This is a genomic window from Streptococcus sanguinis, from assembly GCF_001078705.1.
Classification (GTDB): domain Bacteria; phylum Bacillota; class Bacilli; order Lactobacillales; family Streptococcaceae; genus Streptococcus; species Streptococcus sanguinis_D.
On sequence record NZ_CDMW01000001.1, the window covers coordinates 2,092,821 to 2,107,697 of the forward strand.

Below are 14,877 nucleotides of genomic sequence, written 5' to 3' on the forward strand. Positions count from 1 at the left end.
TATTGTACCAAAGCGAGACTCTGGCGGTCAATTTATAAACTTGTCAAATAAGCTCTGACTTCTGCAATAAAATAGAGGGAGCCCGTAATGAAAAGCAGTTGATTATCGTTTTGTCTCTCCTGAAAATTCTGAATAAGCTGCCGATAATCCTCTATGTATAAGAAGCCTTCCACTTCAGCTTGACCAAGGGAATCTCCATCAGAAAAGGAAGTAACCGTCAACTGAACATTTGGCAGAGCCTCTCGCAGATAATCCAGCATGGCGCTATAGTCCTTACGCTTGAGAGCACCGAAAAGAAGCAAGCACTCTTTGTCATTCTGGCTCTGGATAAACTCCACTAACCTTTCCAGTGCAGGCAGATTATGGGCCCCATCAAGATAAATACCTGAACTGACTTCTTCCAAACGCCCTGCCCAACGAGTCTCCTGCAAGGCTATCCGAATCTTAGCAGAATCTACTTCCCAGCCTTGCTGCTGCATGAAGAGCAAGAATGCCTGCAAAGCCAGCGCTGCATTTTCCTCCTGATAGCCTCCCTTGAGTCCCAGTTCAAGATTGGATAGGGTCCTAGTCGAATTGGAAAAAGTCTGATTCGTCAGAGAAAAATCACGACCATACTGATAGAGTTCTATTCCCAGCTCCTGAGCTCGCTGTTCACAAACCAATCGCGCTTCCTCTGGTAGCGGCCCGATGACCGCTGGTCGCCGCGGCTTGAAAATCCCTGCCTTTTGCTCTGCTATCGCCGTCAAGCTCCTTCCCAGAGTCTCCTGATGGTCCAAGCCCACAGAACTGATGACCGCAATATCTCCCGTAATGACATTAGTCGTGTCTAAGAGTCCGCCGATTCCCACCTCAATCAGGGCTATGTCCACTTCCTGCTCCTTGAAATAGAGAAAGGCAATCAAGGTCAGAATTTCAAAATAGGACAGCTGGTCATGACTTTTGAGCAGTTCTTGCTCCATCTTTTGCACCTCTTGACCCAGACGGATAAAATCAGCTGGAGCAATCGGTTGACCGTTAATACAAATCCGATCGTGAATACTAATCATATGAGGCGAGGTAAAACTCCCTGTCTTGCGACCATGCCCCGCAAACAGCTGACGCATAAAAGCAATAGTAGAGCCTTTGCCATTTGTACCAGTTACATGAATCGTTGGAAAACTCTGCTCAGGATTTCCCAAAAGAGCTACAGCCTGCTGCATCCGCCCTAGACCCGAACGAAAGTTTAGACCAATTCGGCTATTCAGCCATTCTTCAATTTCATTCATTTTTTTACCTAAAAAAGAGCAGCGAAGCAGAACTCAAATCTGAATTGCAACTCGCTCCTCTTTCTAATCTTTATGATATGAGATAGAAAATAGCCGATCCTTGGCTACTTCCTTCATCTGTCAAGTTCAGCTAGCATCTCGCCTGCGCTTGTCTTTTTTAGAAACGAGGCTAGGCCAGTCTTACTCCTCCATAAAGCTGTTGAAGACTTCTTCAATCATATCCCATTCAGCATCTGAGTCTTCTGGGATTGGCTGCAGGTCGCCTTCTGTGCCATCTTCATTTTCGGTAAAGGAATAAGCTTGAATCTCTACTTCACCGTTCTCATCTTCTTCCGCATTAGCTGGAATCAAAAGAACATAATTCTTGCCAAACTCTTCTTTGCCGTCAATGGTCAAAAGAATTTCAAATAAAGTCTCGTTTCCTTGCTCGTCAACCAAGGTGATTAATTCACGCTCTTCATGCTCGTGGTCATGGTTATGATCATGTGCCATACTAGTGTCTCCTTCATTTCTTTTCTAAAAATTTCGATCCAGATAATTCTGCAAAATCAGCTGCGCGGCCAGCTTATCAATGACTTTCTTGCGCTTGCTGCGGCTAATGTCTGCCTGCTCCACCAGCATGCGCTCAGCAGCCACCGTCGTCAGGCGCTCATCCTGGTAGTCAACCGGTAGACCAAAAAGCTCAGCAATCCGCTGACCATAAGCCTGACTGGCCTCCACCCGAGGTCCGCTGGTATTGTTCATGTTCTTAGGCAGGCCAATAACAAACTTATCAACCTTATACTCTTTCACCAGCTCGCCCAAACGCTCTAGGCCGAATTCGCCCTTATCTTCATGAATCGGAATAATCTCCAGTCCTTGAGCCGTAAAACCAAGAGGATCACTAATAGCAACCCCAACCGTTTTTGAGCCCACATCTAATCCCATAATTCTCATTAGAGATCGACGCCTTGTCCTTTCAAATAATAACGAACCAACTCCTCAACAATCTCATCGCGCTCGTATTTGCGGATTTGATTGCGGGCGTTGTTATAGCGAGGTACGTACGCAGGATCGCCACTGAGTACGTATCCCACGATTTGATTGATTGGATTGTATCCTTTTTCATTGAGCGACTTGTAGACATCGGTCAAAGTCTCGCTAATTTCCTTTTTATTTGAATCATCGAGATTAAAACGTACTGTTTCATCTGTAAATCCCACAATTACACCCTCTTTCTTTAGAATATCCCTATTATAGCATAATTATAGGCTTTTCACAAATTTAATTCACCTGAATTCTCCTAATTTTTCAATAAGCTTTAGCTAATATTTATCCGAAGTCTGGCTCTGAAATCCAGCAAAAATCCAGCTCTCTTCAGAGAACTGGATGGAAACTTCCTAATTTGAAGACGGCACTTCCACACCGTCGCTTCCCTTAAACTTGTTAAGCAATTCTTCCGGACTCAGGGTCTCGATTTGCTCAAACAGCTGCGCGTAGTTTGGAAGCTTTTTGGCTGCTTCGTAGTCTAGATTCTCAGGATCGATAGTCATCTCCAGAGAAATCTCTTCCGCTGTCATATCTGTTTTCAAGTCAAGACCGGTGATATTCACTGCCTCTTTCAGACCCAGTGCTTCTTCAATCAATGACAGCATTTCCTTCTTTACAGTGGAAACATCCTGTTTTGACAGAGCTTCCTTGATGTTGTCAGGAATAGCCTTGCTGACATGCAGGATAACCTTATCATATTTCTGTCCGCTGTAGCTGACGGTTAAGATTCTGGTTTCTTTTCCATGTTCTAATTGCTTCTCAGTTTTATAGGACTTAGTGACAATATCTCCTTTTCCAGCTCCTCCCTGTGAGGATGAACTATTATTTGACTGCTGACTGCAAGCTGTTAAGATTGCCAAAGCTGCCAGCAAAAAGACAATTAATTTTCTCATGTCTTATCTCCTTCAATATTGAGCTGATTTTATCATATCATTATAAAAACGGCGCTGTCAAACTGATTGTCACTCTGTCATTAAAATGTAATAAAAAAGAGCAGTCTATTTCTGCTCTTCTGCTCCATTCATCAGGAGATTGTTGATGTATTCTTCTGGCGTCAGCTTAATCATTTCTTTGAGCTTGAGATTTTGAAAATAAGGCATAGACGCCGCTTTTTCGATATCTAGGCTCTCAAAATCATAGCTAGAAGTCATTTTCAGCTCGTTCGCATTCAAAATTGTCACTGAACCGCTGAAGCCTTGAAGTCCACGAGCCTGCACATAGTCTGCATCCTGCTCCAGTGACTCATTGAGCGACTTCTGCGCTTCCTCCAGCCCCATTTGCTTGATGGCTTCTTTCATCTCATCATCAGTCGCAGTCAGCCTTTCGACGACCAAGCGTTTGAAATGCTCTCCCTGATAAGTCACTGTCTGGCTCTGCTGGTTTCCTCGTTCATCCTTTGGAAAAACAAGCGTCCGAGTAATCACTTCCTGCTGCTTGGCATTATCAATGATAGGCAGATTATTGCTGATTTCTTTCTTGTCAGCCGCATTCGAATTCGTCTCTGTTTTTTTATGTCCACAGCCTGCTAACAGTGCCACACTCAATCCCAGTCCTACTAAAATTTTCTTCATCTTCCATCCTCCTCAGAGATATTGTATCACAGTTCTGCTCCTTGTCAATCCATCCAGTCGGCAAAGACTGCTGTCAACCCGAACAAAAAGAAGAGCCGAGATTCTCTTCCCGACTCTTTCAGTTATATTCAAAGATTAGAGAGCTGCCCGCAGACGAGCTTCTGCATTTTCAACATTACGAACAGAACGTGGCAGAAAAGCACGGATATCATCTTCTTTGTAACCAACTTGGAGACGTTTATCATCCACTAAGATAGGACTTTTCAAAATACGCGGGGTCTCCATGATGATGTCAAGAACTTCGTTGACACTCAGTTCTTCAATGTCAACACCCAAGCCTTTAGCATAGCGGTTTTTTGATGAAACAATGCTCGCGATACCATTTTCTGTTTTGGTTAAAATATCCAGAAGTTCCTCTTTGGTGATGCCTTCTTTGCCTAAATTTTGTTCTTTATAAGTTAATTGATGAGCGTTTAGCCAGGTTTTTGCTTTTTTACAACTAGTACAACTTGAGACAGTATAGATTGTGATCATGTAAGTACTCCTTTCGCTACACGATACTAATATCGTAGTCTATTATATCACAAAAACCATCGGTCTTGCGACCTATTTTGCAAAATTACTCTTCAATTTCGATGGCATCGTCCAAATCCAGAGTCACTTCTTCCATAGTTTCCACAGGGCTTTCAGCCTTGTTTCCAACTGCTTTTGCCAAATCATCGCCTTCAATCAAACCATAGCGTACACGAACCTGACGGTCAATTTCGTCAAAGACTTCTGGATGATCAGCCAAGTACTTCTTAGCATTTTCAGAACCTTGGCCAATCTTTTCATCATTGTAGGAGTACCAAGCACCAGCTTTTTTAATGATATCCAAATCAGTCGCAATCTTAATCAGCTCACCTGTCTTAGAAATACCTTCTCCGTACATGATTTCTACAAAGGCTTCCTTGAATGGCGGAGCTACCTTATTTTTAACGACCTTGATCTTGGTTTCTTTACCAACATTGGTATCCTTCTCATCACCAGTTCCTTTGATTTGAGTATTGCCACGGACATCCAAACGGACAGAAGCATAGAACTTCAGTGCACGCCCACCTGGTGTTGTTTCAGGATTACCAAACATAACGCCAACTTTTTCACGCAGCTGGTTAATGAAAATCGCAATCGTCTTCGTTTTGTTGATAGAAGCAGACAGCTTGCGCATAGCCTGGCTCATCATCCGAGCCTGCAAGCCGACATGACTGTCACCGATATCGCCATCGATTTCTGCACGTGGTACCAGGGCTGCAACTGAGTCCACAACCACCAAATCCACCGCACCTGAGTCAATCAGCTTACCGGCAATTTCCAGTCCCTGTTCGCCAGAATCAGGTTGAGACAGCAGCAACTCATCAATATTAACACCTAGAGCAGCCGCGTACGACGGATCCAAAGCATGCTCAGCATCGATAAAAGCTGCGATACCACCTTCTTTTTGCGCTTGAGCAACTGCGTGAAGGGCAACGGTTGTCTTACCAGAAGACTCTGGACCATAGATTTCAATAATCCGTCCCTTAGGATAACCACCGGCACCAAGGGCAATATCCAAGGCCAAAGAGCCTGAACTCATAACTTGAACCTTTTGCTCTGCCCGCTCACCCAGACGCATAATGGCTCCCTTACCAAAATCCTTTTCAATGTTTTTAAGAGCATTATCCAAGGCTTTTTGGCGCTCATCGCCGAATTTCTTTGAGATTTCGTCTAATTTTTTTTGTTTCTTTGCCATTTATTTCTCCTGTTTTTTCTAAAATGTCTTTTGGCCATCTTCGTCATTATACCAAAAATCAGCTATTTAATAAAGTTTTTCGTACTAGGTTGAAGGCGTGTAGAACAGCAATTTTCCGCACATCACGCCGACTTCGTCCAGCAATATTGACCTTAATAGTTTCTGTTCCTGAAGCACTTGCTAAGCCGATAAAAACGGTCCCTGCTGGATGACCTTCCAGTGAATCTGGACCAGCCACACCTGTCAGACTGACAGCTAGGTCACTTTCGGTCAGCTTTCTAGCCTGCTCTGCCATTTTCCCAGCCGTAAAAGCGGAAACGACACCGTGCTTCTCCAGGTCTCCCAACGGAATATCCAGCATCCGGTTCTTTTCCTCCATGCTGTAGGTGACAAAGCCACCTGAAAAAATGGAAGAGGCTCCAGCAAAATCAGCCAAGGTCGCCTGAAAGAGCCCTGCTGTCAGACTCTCCGCCGCCGAAATCGTCTTTCCTTGACTCTTCAGCAAGTCAAAAGCCACCTGTGCCAAGGAATTGTCATCCCCGTAACCATAGAAAATCTCTGACAGTGACTGTCCCTCAAAAGTCTTATGGGACAAAATTTCCTTTTCCACAGCCTCAAACTTGGTATCGGCTTCTGCCTGACTCAGAGCCTTGGTGGACAGTCGCAGGGTAACTTCCCCTGTCTTTGCATAAGGAGCAATGGTGGGGTCACTCTGCTGCTCAATCATCTCTGACAAAATAGTCACTAGCTGACTCTCGCCGATACCAAAGAAGCGCAGCACCCGTGAATACAATTTCTGGCCTGTGGATAAGAGGGGAACCAGCTCGTTATTGACCATGGGTTTGAGCTCACTAGGCGGGCCAGGCAGGACTACATAGGTCACTCCGTCTGCTTCTAACAAGCCTCCGACAGCTAAGCCGGTCGCATTTGGTAACGGAGCCGAGCCTTCAACCAGCTGGGCCTGACGCTCATTATTGGGAGTTCGAGCATAATCTGGTCGACTAGCAAAAAAGCGATCCAGCTTTTCCACAGCCTGTGAGTCAAAAATGAGCTCACGTCCTAAGAACTTAGCCAAGGTCTGCTTGGTCAAATCATCCTCTGTTGGCCCCAAGCCTCCTGTTAGGATAATCAGATTACTGCGCCCTTGAGCAATTTCCAAAACAGATAGGAGACGATTTTCATTGTCCCCTACTGCTGTCTGAAAATAGACATCAATCCCCAGACTCGCAAGTTTTTCAGATAAAAATTGGGCATTGGTATTGACAATCTGACCCGTCAGAATCTCAGTGCCCACAGCAATAATTTCTGCTTTCATAGGACCTCCTACCTTACTATTCGGAATTGGCTTTATTTTATCACAAAAAATCTTAAAAAAGTTGATTTTCATTTCAGGAAATAAAAAGAGCTGTCAAGTTCCTTGACAAGCTTGTCAACATGCTGTGGAAAACTTTTAAGAATGACTGATGTTATGTAGAATAACTGGATTGTTAGGGAAATGCTATTGGCAAATGGTTTCATTATTTTTATAATAAAGATGAAAAAAGGAAATCATCTAAATATTTTTATTTGAAGAAAGGAGAACACCATGAAAATTTCACAAGTTCTCAAAGATATTCGTCAACAAAATCAACTCACTCAGGAGGCTTTGGCGGAAAGACTCAAGGTTTCCCGCTCTGCTATTGCCCGTTGGGAAAGCGAAAAAGGTATCCCTGATATTGGCAATCTCATCGCTATCAGCCGGGAATTTGATATCAGTCTGGACACACTCATCAAGGAGGATGAGCGCTTGGAGAAAAAGGTCATAGAAGATAGCAAGGCCAAGAAATGGCATTATTTAGTCATTTTCTATCTCTTCTCCGTTTTGGTTGAGATTGCTATTTTTGCCTATTTGCATCATATCTTTATGGCTGGCTTCCTCATCTCCACCCTCTTTATGCTATTCTATGAACTGCGCATCTTTATCAAGGAAAAGATTTGGTTGCAGAAAGGATAACTAAATAAAATTCCTTGGATGTTAGAAAACCAAGGAATTTTTTCTATGAAACAAGGAATATAGTCGCACTATTATGAAAATTATGAAAGAGAACAGACAAGCAAAGATTGCGTTCGCTTTTTACATATAAGACAGCAAAGAAAAAAGAGGAAAGTAAAACTGCAGCTACCTTTGACAAATGCTTGTCAAAAAATTAAATAATCATTTGTATTTCAAAAATTTATTGGAACTTTTGCCTTTATGCGTTTGTCGTGTCATCATAAATTATTTTTTAAACGCTTCGTATAGTTTTTTATAGAACTCTTTCTTTTCTTTTTTTTGATTATTAAACTCTTTTTTGCCGTAATCAAAATTCGCTACTGAAAATCCCTTGCCATCATCAGAAAAAGTGAAGAATTCTATCCCAATCAATTTATTATTTTTAGCATCTACTACAGTAGTTCCTAAATTATTGTTAAATTGTTTAACTTCTTCTTCACTAACTCCAAATCCCATAGCAGTGCCATCTGCAATAATATTTGAAAATACTTCTTCTGAAGATGCTACTTCTTTGACAGATATTAGATAGACAGCATCTTCTGTTTCTACTTGCCTTATCTTATCCCATCTTTCGGTATCATTCGAAGAGATTGTATAGACTGTTAAATCCACCGAAGGTTTATTGGGATTTTCTTTTTTAATCACTTGTTTGCCAATTAAGACGATTGCGAGTATTCCAATGACTAGTAGCAAACTAATATAAATTTTCTTTTTCATGCCTGACTTCCTATATCTTTTATATCAATGATAACATCAACTTTACTATATACAGCTGGATCATGCGTTGCTATAATAACATAATTATCCTTGGTTGCTTCACTCAATAATAAGTTGATGATTTCATTCCCAATCTCACTATCCAAGGCTCCTGTAGGTTCATCCGCTAAAATAATTTTACGCGGTTTCATTAACATTCTTGCAATAGCTACACGCTGAGCCTGTCCCCCAGACAATTCATATATTTTATGTTTTAAATAGTCCGTAGAAAGGCCTACTTTTTCAAGTATCTCAGATATAATCTTTTTGTCTTTATTGAGGAGTTTTAAATTATCATATACTGTTTTGTTTTCTATCAAAGAATAATTTTGGAATACATACCCAATAGTATTTTTAAAATAGGTTCTTTCTTTTGTTTTCCAAATATCCTGTTTATCAACTAACACTTTTCCACTGTCAATTTTTTCTAGCCTTCCTATAATGTTTAGCAAGGTAGTTTTACCTGAACCCGAACCGCCAATCAAGGCGTAGCTTTTTCCAGCTTCAAAGGTTAAATTTAAATCTGTAAATATTTCTTTTGAGCCATATTTTTTTGTAACATTCACAATTTCAATTGTCATTAGTCATCTCCTTTTAGAATTTGAGTGTATCTATCAGATAATTTTCTGAAACTTATTATTATTGACATCATTAAAACCGTTAAAGAAGCAAGACCAATATACAATAACTCTATTTGTCCTGTCATGATAAATGTCAATAAGATAACCATTATAATCGTTATCATAAAATATTTTAGACTTGAAATGGCTATACCTGTTTTCGATAGGCCTAAAATGATTTTTTTGACATAGTCATTCTGTTTTAAGGCAACAAACATTTGAGCATATTGATAAATGAGTAGAAATACAATTCCACAAATAATTATTTGCAGTATTTTTGAAAGGAGAATTTGGTGCTCTAAAGATTGAATATTAAGTTTCACAGTTTGGTAAACCTCGACTGGATTGATTGAAAAATTCAAACTAGCACTCAAATCGTTGATGTCCTTAATTGCTTCTGGACTAAAAAGTGAGTTATATATGATATTGCTTGCCAAAATAAAATCGTTAGTTTCTACCATTTTATCAGTATCTAATACAACCACTATATTACTCTTACTATTTGTCACACTTTCCAAGGGTAGATTATCTTTATTTTCAGGGACACTACTGCCATTTTCATTGAAATAGAAAAATTCTTGCCCATCAGGAATGACTTGCACCGTAAGATCATCTTTTGTATAGTTTGTACCAGTAAATTGTTCTGCTACAACCGTATTCTCGATTGATGCCTTATTCTCTTTAAATTTATTAGGAATATAGATGGTTGCTATTTTATTATCTAAAATACGATAGTTTGTTCCATTAACTTTATTTTGTACCTTAGCACCTGTTTGATTGATATAAACCAGCTCTTTATTAACCTCTGGATTCGTTATCCCATCACTTTTTAATTGCTTAGAAAAATCTTCTGTAACATGAGAAGTTTTCATAAAATCTGGAACATAGGCTGAAGATGATTTGATATATATAAAATCCAGTTTTTTTAAGGCTTTAGCAATCTCTATATACTTAGCTCCTGAGTCATTTGCTTCTTCTCCATTAGTAACAGATTCATTTTCAATACCCAAAAACTCTAGTCTTTTCCAATCTTTTACTGCACTCCATGGTTCTAAATGCTTTATCTGTATATTTATCTTTGATTGACTAGCCTTTGTTTCCCGTAAAAAGATTCCTGAAACAACTATTATGCTAGAAATAACCGCAAGCCATACGATAAAAATGAGGCTGTTTTTGGCCTTATTTTTTATAATTTCAATAGGCTTTTCAACCTGAATCGTCAGCCAAAATAAAACAAAGGTGATGAGATCAATGATTTGAAAAATTATAAAATTGGTTAGAAGTAGAGAGAAGAATAACTTGGAACTATAGGTGAAGAGACCACTCCCCAGAAAAGAGCCATAGAAAACCATCAATAAAGCAACTAAAATCAGCTCAAAAGTAACAGAAATTAAATAATCCTTTTTTAGGTTATACACAGGCAATCCTAAAGAACGTCTTATCGTCCCTTCTTTAATCTTTCTCGCTCTAACAACAAATAAAACAACTGATAAGGTTAAGTAAATTGAAATCATTAACAAAAATCTTAAAGAGCCAGTAAATTGTATCATTCCTCCCATATACCAAGGGTAAGCCATATATACTACTTGCAGACCTGTAGACGTAAGTTTTTTTAAATCATTTGAATCTATTTCCCCTAGAGTATAGTACATCCCTGTTATCGGTATAGACTTTAATTGTTCATGGCTGGCATCATCAAGATTTATATAAGTCAACTGTCCTGAATTCTGAACCACCGGCTTGTATATTTTAACTTTTTTCTCTTCTGATAGGCCACTAATCATTTGATATATTTCTTCATTAGAAAGATTGCTTTTCCCTTGAATGGAGAAGGCACCATCAATTGGTAAAGGTATTGGTTTTTGAGTATCACTAATACTAACCAGACCAATGGCAGCAATTAAGCAAAAAAAGAGTCCTATAACACCTAATTTTAATTTCATAAGCTCCTACCTATATTATAAAAGACCCTATAATATTATTGGGTCTTCCAACTTTCATAAACTATTGTTAAAATTTAAAGTAGTTCCAATGTGCATTTAATCGAACATCATTCCAACTTTTTGTTGAACTTGACATTGCCCATCCATATTTTTGAGAATCAGATGACTTAACAGTTCCCCAAAGATTAGTTATCGAAGATTTTGAACCAATATTATTCGGAGATTTAACATAGTAATTAGAATAACCATAGTTATCATTCACACCATAATTCCATTCATCAATAATCGGATATGGGGCTGGATATGCTACTTCTGCACTAACGATACTAGTCATAGTAGTTAGCCCAAAACCTAAAGAAACTGTAGCTAATAAAGCTAATGTTTTATTTTTAATTCTTAAATTTTATAGATTCTAATTTTTAAATATATATATATTTAATCTTTGCCTACTTTTTTGAAATATTTAGAACATTGAACTCACTCCCCTTCTATCCTATCCACCTTATCTCCACGGCCACCACCATGGGAGTGCATTTACAAGCATTATTAGCGTCATTGCCAATAAAATAGAATTGTATTTCACTTTCTTCATTTTTGCCCTCCTTTTTATTTCATGGTATACTATTTTAAAATATTTTTTCAAAATGTAGCTTTTAGTAACATTTTAAAAAGGAGTTCTTATGCGCTGGGATTATGGAAAAATCTATAAAGAAATTAGGAAATCAAAAGGGTTGACTCAAGAAGAAATTTGTGGAGATTTTTTAGCTCGCTCAACTTTGGCACGAATTGAAAGCGGACAAGTCGTGCCAAAGTTCGATACCATGATTTTTTTACTTCGCCAGATAGATATGACACTAGAAGAATTTAAATACATTTGTGATTATTATCAACCTAGTCAGAGACAGAAAATTTTAAATTCTCTTTACAACCAAGGTGAGTCTATTGTAGGGACAGAAGGTTTGTTACAACTAAAGAGAGAATGCGAGGCATATCTATATAAACATTCCGATATTCCGATTAAACATGCTTTAGATAGCATCAATATTACTATTCATCTGAGACAAAATGGAATTTCTGAGACAAAAGAAATTAATGCTACTACCAATAAAATTTGGGCGTATTTAGAAAAACAGGACACTTGGTATGAAAGTGATTTTCGACTGCTTTCTACCATCCTTTATTTCTTCCCTTTAGAAAATATCAAACAATTTACCCAAAAGATTTTAAATAGCATAAAAAAATACCAATCATTTCGCAATGGGAATAATCTACAAATCGGACTCTTAGTCAACCTTTCTACCATCTATCTTTATAATGGATTAAAGAGAGAATGCGCTGAAATTACTAAGTACATTTACGATTTGTCAAAAAAAGAAAAACGTTATGATTCCCTCGGGCTTTCACAGATTCGACTTGGAATTTGCAAAAATGATAACGAATTAATAAAAAAAGGGATTGCTCTACTACAACTTGCCGATGAAAAAGAGCTAGTAAAATCTCTAAAAGAAGAAATTGAAAAATACCGTTGAGAATCTTTCTCAAACGGTATTTTATGTAAATTGAAGTCACAATCATTTTCATGATCATTGATAAGGTCAGCTGCTTCTAGGAATGAATAGACACAAACAGGACCGACAAATTTGAATCCTTGCTTTTTCAGCGCCTTGGACATGCTTTCTGACAGCTCCGTTTTAGTTGGGGCTTCCTTGTAGTTCGTAATTTGATTGTCAATCGTTTTGAAGTCTACAAAAGACCAGATATAGTCATTAAAAGAGCCAAACTGCTTTTGAACAGCCAAAAAAGCTTGGGCATTAGCCCTGGTCGCATAAATTTCCATCTTGTTACGGATAATATCAGGATTGCCTAACAAACCATCTAGATCTGTATCTGTCATCTGAGCAATTTTCTGGGCATCATAGAAATGAAAAGATTCCCGAAAAGCCTGGCGTTTATTGAGAATAGTCTCCCAAGAAAGTCCAGCCTGATAGGTCTCCATGCAGAGCAATTCAAATAATTTCTGATCATCATGGAGGGGTTTGCCCCACTCCTCATCATGATAAGCTACATACAAAGGGTTATTCATCTTTACCCAAACGCAGCGTTTAGTCATAACTTTCTCCTATTTCACCAACATCTTGAGGGCTGACTTGATATAGTTTTCAGCTGTGTCCGTTGTGCCCTCAAAGAATTTCTTGATTTTCTTGAGTTCAGCAGCCTTGTAGCCCAGAGCCAGCATGGCTTCCATGGCTTCTTCCAGCTCCTGATTATCCGCAGTCTGGACAGGTGCCTTGCTTTCTGCTGGGCTGCCTGCTGCCACTACCTTTCCTTCCAAGTCCAGCACCATCTGCTGAGCTGTTTTCTTACCAATTTTAGGAAACTTGGTCAGGTAGGTGATGTTTTTTTGCTCAATAGCCTGCACCAAGCCAGCATTATCATCCGCCGCAATAATAGCCAGGGCAGATACTGGCCCAATACCTGAGACTGAAATCAAGCTGAGAAAGAGTTGCTTCTCCTCCTCGGTCGCAAAACCGTACAGGAGCTCCGCGTCTTCTCTCACCACTTGGTGAACATAAACCTTGGCTTCCTGATGAAGATGCCCTGAGTAAGCATAGGGGTTGGCCACATGAAGAATATAGCCGATAGAGTTGACTTCCAATACAATGTATTTAGCTGTAATTTTGCTGATAATTCCTTTAAAATATTCGTACATAATTTCCCTTCTTTTTGTATCATTTTGCCTATCTAGTATATCATATTTTCTGTCTAGAAACTGCAAACAGAAGTGCAACCAGCGGTTGACAAAATGTACAGGAAGCTGTATTCTCAAGATAACTAAAAGCTGTTAGGATAGAGTTAGCAAAGAAAAGGAGGCTGCAATCATGAAACTCGCTGATAAATTATTTGAACTAAGAAAAGAAAAAGGCTGGTCACAAGAAAAGCTAGCTGAACAAATCAATGTCTCTCGCCAGAGCATTTCCAAGTGGGAGTCTGGCCAAGCACTGCCAGAACTCGAAAAAGTTGTAGAACTGAGCAAGATTTTCCAAGTGACGACAGATTATCTGCTTTTAGAAGACAGCGATAAGCCAGAAATAAAACCCGTCCTCTCAGAAGACGAAAAAAATCGCTACTACAAGGAAGTAAAATCTTATGGCTTTTGGCAGGTTCTATATATTTTTGTATCAGCTCTGGCTATCTTTCTCTTTTTCGCAGGTTCTAGCTTTCCAGCAAAATTCACTGCCCTGGTCTGGTTGAGCTTTTTCCTCTTAATCGCATCCGCAATGGCTATTAACAAGGCGCTAAAGATTAAGAAAAAGTATCTGGACAAGGTTATCGGCCTTGATGAGGATTCTAAGAAAGAAGGTGCTCAAGATGAAACTAAAAACTGACAATCCCATACCTGTCAAAACTCGTCTGAAAGAGCTGCTTGGAGACTGGCTCTTCATCTCATTCTATCTCATTTCTCTTTTTTTACTAGCTATGGGATTTTATAGTCTGATCTTGGGAGGCATTCCTGCATTCACTGAAGTCCAGAGCCAACTTCTGGGTTTTTCTACCTCAGTCCTGCCTCTAACTATCATCTTTGCTTGGCTAGACTATAGAAAAGGCAGTTTTGGCAAGCGTTGGGCAGGTTTACAGTTGGTTTACAAACATAGGAGCCTTTCCCACAGCCTTTTGCGCTCTGCTATCAAGTTTTTCCCTTGGCAGCTGGGACATATGGGAGCTATCCGTAGTGCTTATCAAGCAGATACCCTGTCAATTTTCTTGTCAACTTCAGCAGGGATTCTCTTCTTGATCTTTCTGCTGATGGGACTGCTTCGCAAGGACAAACGTCATCCAGCTGATTTGCTTACTGGAACACAGGTTCAGCTCAAAAATTTAAAACAGCTCTAGTT

At 39.4% G+C, this 14,877-nt stretch carries 18 protein-coding genes and 1 pseudogene; 4 read left to right on the forward strand and 15 right to left on the reverse strand.

The window, feature by feature from the left end; genetic code table 11:
* Window positions 1-32: 32 nt before the first annotated feature.
* The 9 genes from SSV_RS10580 to SSV_RS10620 form a co-directional block, all read right to left on the reverse strand.
* Window positions 33-1,265: a bifunctional folylpolyglutamate synthase/dihydrofolate synthase gene (locus SSV_RS10580; protein ID WP_072074744.1), complete on the reverse strand. Its 1,233-nt coding sequence runs from the start codon at window positions 1,263-1,265 to the stop codon at window positions 33-35.
* Window positions 1,266-1,445: 180 nt separating this feature from the next.
* Window positions 1,446-1,757, reverse strand: a complete 312-nt coding sequence (locus SSV_RS10585) for a DUF1292 domain-containing protein (RefSeq protein WP_037618287.1) — start codon at window positions 1,755-1,757, stop codon at window positions 1,446-1,448.
* Window positions 1,758-1,781: 24 nt separating this feature from the next.
* Window positions 1,782-2,201 carry a Holliday junction resolvase RuvX gene (gene ruvX / locus SSV_RS10590; protein ID WP_002899275.1) on the reverse strand — a complete coding sequence of 140 codons (420 nt, stop codon included), beginning with the start codon at window positions 2,199-2,201 and terminating at the stop codon, window positions 1,782-1,784.
* Window positions 2,201-2,467 carry an IreB family regulatory phosphoprotein gene (locus tag SSV_RS10595; RefSeq protein WP_002894075.1) on the reverse strand — a complete coding sequence of 89 codons (267 nt, stop codon included), beginning with the start codon at window positions 2,465-2,467 and terminating at the stop codon, window positions 2,201-2,203. The genes ruvX and SSV_RS10595 overlap by 1 nt, the downstream gene beginning before the upstream one ends.
* A 177-nt stretch (window positions 2,468-2,644) precedes the next feature.
* Window positions 2,645-3,187, reverse strand: a complete 543-nt coding sequence (locus SSV_RS10600; protein WP_002928322.1) for a hypothetical protein — start codon at window positions 3,185-3,187, stop codon at window positions 2,645-2,647.
* A gap of 105 nt (window positions 3,188-3,292) precedes the next feature.
* Window positions 3,293-3,865 (reverse strand): SP0191 family lipoprotein, encoded by a 573-nt coding sequence (locus SSV_RS10605; protein ID WP_072074745.1) that lies wholly within the window; start codon window positions 3,863-3,865, stop codon window positions 3,293-3,295.
* 135 nt (window positions 3,866-4,000) lie between these two features.
* On the reverse strand, window positions 4,001-4,399 hold the full coding sequence (spx, locus tag SSV_RS10610) for a transcriptional regulator Spx (RefSeq protein WP_002894078.1): 399 nt from the start codon (window positions 4,397-4,399) through the stop codon (window positions 4,001-4,003).
* 85 nt (window positions 4,400-4,484) lie between these two features.
* On the reverse strand, window positions 4,485-5,633 hold the full coding sequence (gene recA, locus SSV_RS10615) for a recombinase RecA (RefSeq protein WP_072074746.1): 1,149 nt from the start codon (window positions 5,631-5,633) through the stop codon (window positions 4,485-4,487).
* 58 nt (window positions 5,634-5,691) lie between these two features.
* A complete protein-coding gene (locus tag SSV_RS10620; RefSeq protein WP_176693607.1) occupies window positions 5,692-6,948 on the reverse strand; it encodes a competence/damage-inducible protein A in 1,257 nt (418 codons plus the stop codon).
* 270 nt (window positions 6,949-7,218) lie between these two features.
* On the opposite strand from SSV_RS10620, the gene SSV_RS10630 reads away from it, so the two are divergent.
* A complete protein-coding gene (locus SSV_RS10630) occupies window positions 7,219-7,626 on the forward strand; it encodes a helix-turn-helix domain-containing protein (RefSeq protein WP_072074749.1) in 408 nt (135 codons plus the stop codon).
* 264 nt (window positions 7,627-7,890) lie between these two features.
* On the opposite strand, the gene SSV_RS10640 is transcribed toward SSV_RS10630, so the two are convergent.
* From SSV_RS10640 to SSV_RS10655, 4 genes are all read right to left on the reverse strand, one after another.
* The gene (locus tag SSV_RS10640; protein ID WP_011837641.1) at window positions 7,891-8,382 is read right to left on the reverse strand and encodes a hypothetical protein; all 492 of its coding nucleotides are present in this window, start codon (window positions 8,380-8,382) and stop codon (window positions 7,891-7,893) included.
* Complete coding sequence (locus SSV_RS10645; RefSeq protein ID WP_060976494.1) at window positions 8,379-9,002, reverse strand: ATP-binding cassette domain-containing protein; 624 nt, start codon at window positions 9,000-9,002, stop codon at window positions 8,379-8,381. Before SSV_RS10645 ends, SSV_RS10640 begins: the two co-directional genes overlap by 4 nt.
* Window positions 9,002-10,984, reverse strand: coding sequence for an ABC transporter permease (locus SSV_RS10650; RefSeq protein ID WP_072074750.1), 1,983 nt, complete (start codon window positions 10,982-10,984; stop codon window positions 9,002-9,004). Before SSV_RS10650 ends, SSV_RS10645 begins: the two co-directional genes overlap by 1 nt.
* 67 nt (window positions 10,985-11,051) lie before the next feature.
* Window positions 11,052-11,318, reverse strand: a complete 267-nt coding sequence (locus SSV_RS10655; protein WP_176693608.1) for a hypothetical protein — start codon at window positions 11,316-11,318, stop codon at window positions 11,052-11,054.
* 346 nt (window positions 11,319-11,664) lie between these two features.
* Here SSV_RS10655 and SSV_RS10660 point away from each other — a divergent pair, with 346 nt between their 5' ends.
* On the forward strand, window positions 11,665-12,513 hold the full coding sequence (locus SSV_RS10660) for a helix-turn-helix domain-containing protein (protein ID WP_002916718.1): 849 nt from the start codon (window positions 11,665-11,667) through the stop codon (window positions 12,511-12,513).
* 32 nt (window positions 12,514-12,545) lie between these two features.
* On the opposite strand, the pseudogene SSV_RS10665 reads toward SSV_RS10660, so the two are convergent.
* Together SSV_RS10665 and ruvA are read right to left on the reverse strand one after the other, a co-directional pair.
* Window positions 12,546-13,094: pseudogene (locus tag SSV_RS10665) on the reverse strand (DNA-3-methyladenine glycosylase I); the annotation flags it as partial.
* A gap of 9 nt (window positions 13,095-13,103) precedes the next feature.
* Window positions 13,104-13,694 carry a Holliday junction branch migration protein RuvA gene (ruvA, locus tag SSV_RS10670; protein ID WP_072074752.1) on the reverse strand — a complete coding sequence of 197 codons (591 nt, stop codon included), beginning with the start codon at window positions 13,692-13,694 and terminating at the stop codon, window positions 13,104-13,106.
* Between the two features lie 169 nt (window positions 13,695-13,863).
* On the opposite strand from ruvA, the gene SSV_RS10675 reads away from it, so the two are divergent.
* On the forward strand, window positions 13,864-14,370 hold the full coding sequence (locus SSV_RS10675) for a helix-turn-helix domain-containing protein (protein WP_072074753.1): 507 nt from the start codon (window positions 13,864-13,866) through the stop codon (window positions 14,368-14,370).
* Window positions 14,354-14,875 (forward strand): RDD family protein, encoded by a 522-nt coding sequence (locus SSV_RS10680; RefSeq protein ID WP_176693609.1) that lies wholly within the window; start codon window positions 14,354-14,356, stop codon window positions 14,873-14,875. Before SSV_RS10675 ends, SSV_RS10680 begins: the two co-directional genes overlap by 17 nt.
* Window positions 14,876-14,877 lie beyond the last annotated feature (2 nt).

Coding starts and splice junctions, on each gene's coding strand:
- ruvA (WP_072074752.1), bottom strand. CDS start 13,694: ATGTACGAATATTTTAAAGGAATTATCAGCAAAATTACAGCTAAATAC.
- SSV_RS10645 (WP_060976494.1), bottom strand. CDS start 9,002: ATGACAATTGAAATTGTGAATGTTACAAAAAAATATGGCTCAAAAGAA.
- ruvX (WP_002899275.1), bottom strand. CDS start 2,201: ATGAGAATTATGGGATTAGATGTGGGCTCAAAAACGGTTGGGGTTGCT.
- SSV_RS10580 (WP_072074744.1), bottom strand. CDS start 1,265: ATGAATGAAATTGAAGAATGGCTGAATAGCCGAATTGGTCTAAACTTT.
- SSV_RS10640 (WP_011837641.1), bottom strand. CDS start 8,382: ATGAAAAAGAAAATTTATATTAGTTTGCTACTAGTCATTGGAATACTC.
- SSV_RS10660 (WP_002916718.1), top strand. CDS start 11,665: ATGCGCTGGGATTATGGAAAAATCTATAAAGAAATTAGGAAATCAAAA.
- spx (WP_002894078.1), bottom strand. CDS start 4,399: ATGATCACAATCTATACTGTCTCAAGTTGTACTAGTTGTAAAAAAGCA.
- SSV_RS10600 (WP_002928322.1), bottom strand. CDS start 3,187: ATGAGAAAATTAATTGTCTTTTTGCTGGCAGCTTTGGCAATCTTAACA.
- SSV_RS10680 (WP_176693609.1), top strand. CDS start 14,354: ATGAAACTAAAAACTGACAATCCCATACCTGTCAAAACTCGTCTGAAA.
- recA (WP_072074746.1), bottom strand. CDS start 5,633: ATGGCAAAGAAACAAAAAAAATTAGACGAAATCTCAAAGAAATTCGGC.
- SSV_RS10650 (WP_072074750.1), bottom strand. CDS start 10,984: ATGAAATTAAAATTAGGTGTTATAGGACTCTTTTTTTGCTTAATTGCT.
- SSV_RS10675 (WP_072074753.1), top strand. CDS start 13,864: ATGAAACTCGCTGATAAATTATTTGAACTAAGAAAAGAAAAAGGCTGG.
- SSV_RS10630 (WP_072074749.1), top strand. CDS start 7,219: ATGAAAATTTCACAAGTTCTCAAAGATATTCGTCAACAAAATCAACTC.
- SSV_RS10655 (WP_176693608.1), bottom strand. CDS start 11,318: ATGACTAGTATCGTTAGTGCAGAAGTAGCATATCCAGCCCCATATCCG.
- SSV_RS10620 (WP_176693607.1), bottom strand. CDS start 6,948: ATGAAAGCAGAAATTATTGCTGTGGGCACTGAGATTCTGACGGGTCAG.
- SSV_RS10585 (WP_037618287.1), bottom strand. CDS start 1,757: ATGGCACATGATCATAACCATGACCACGAGCATGAAGAGCGTGAATTA.
- SSV_RS10605 (WP_072074745.1), bottom strand. CDS start 3,865: ATGAAGAAAATTTTAGTAGGACTGGGATTGAGTGTGGCACTGTTAGCA.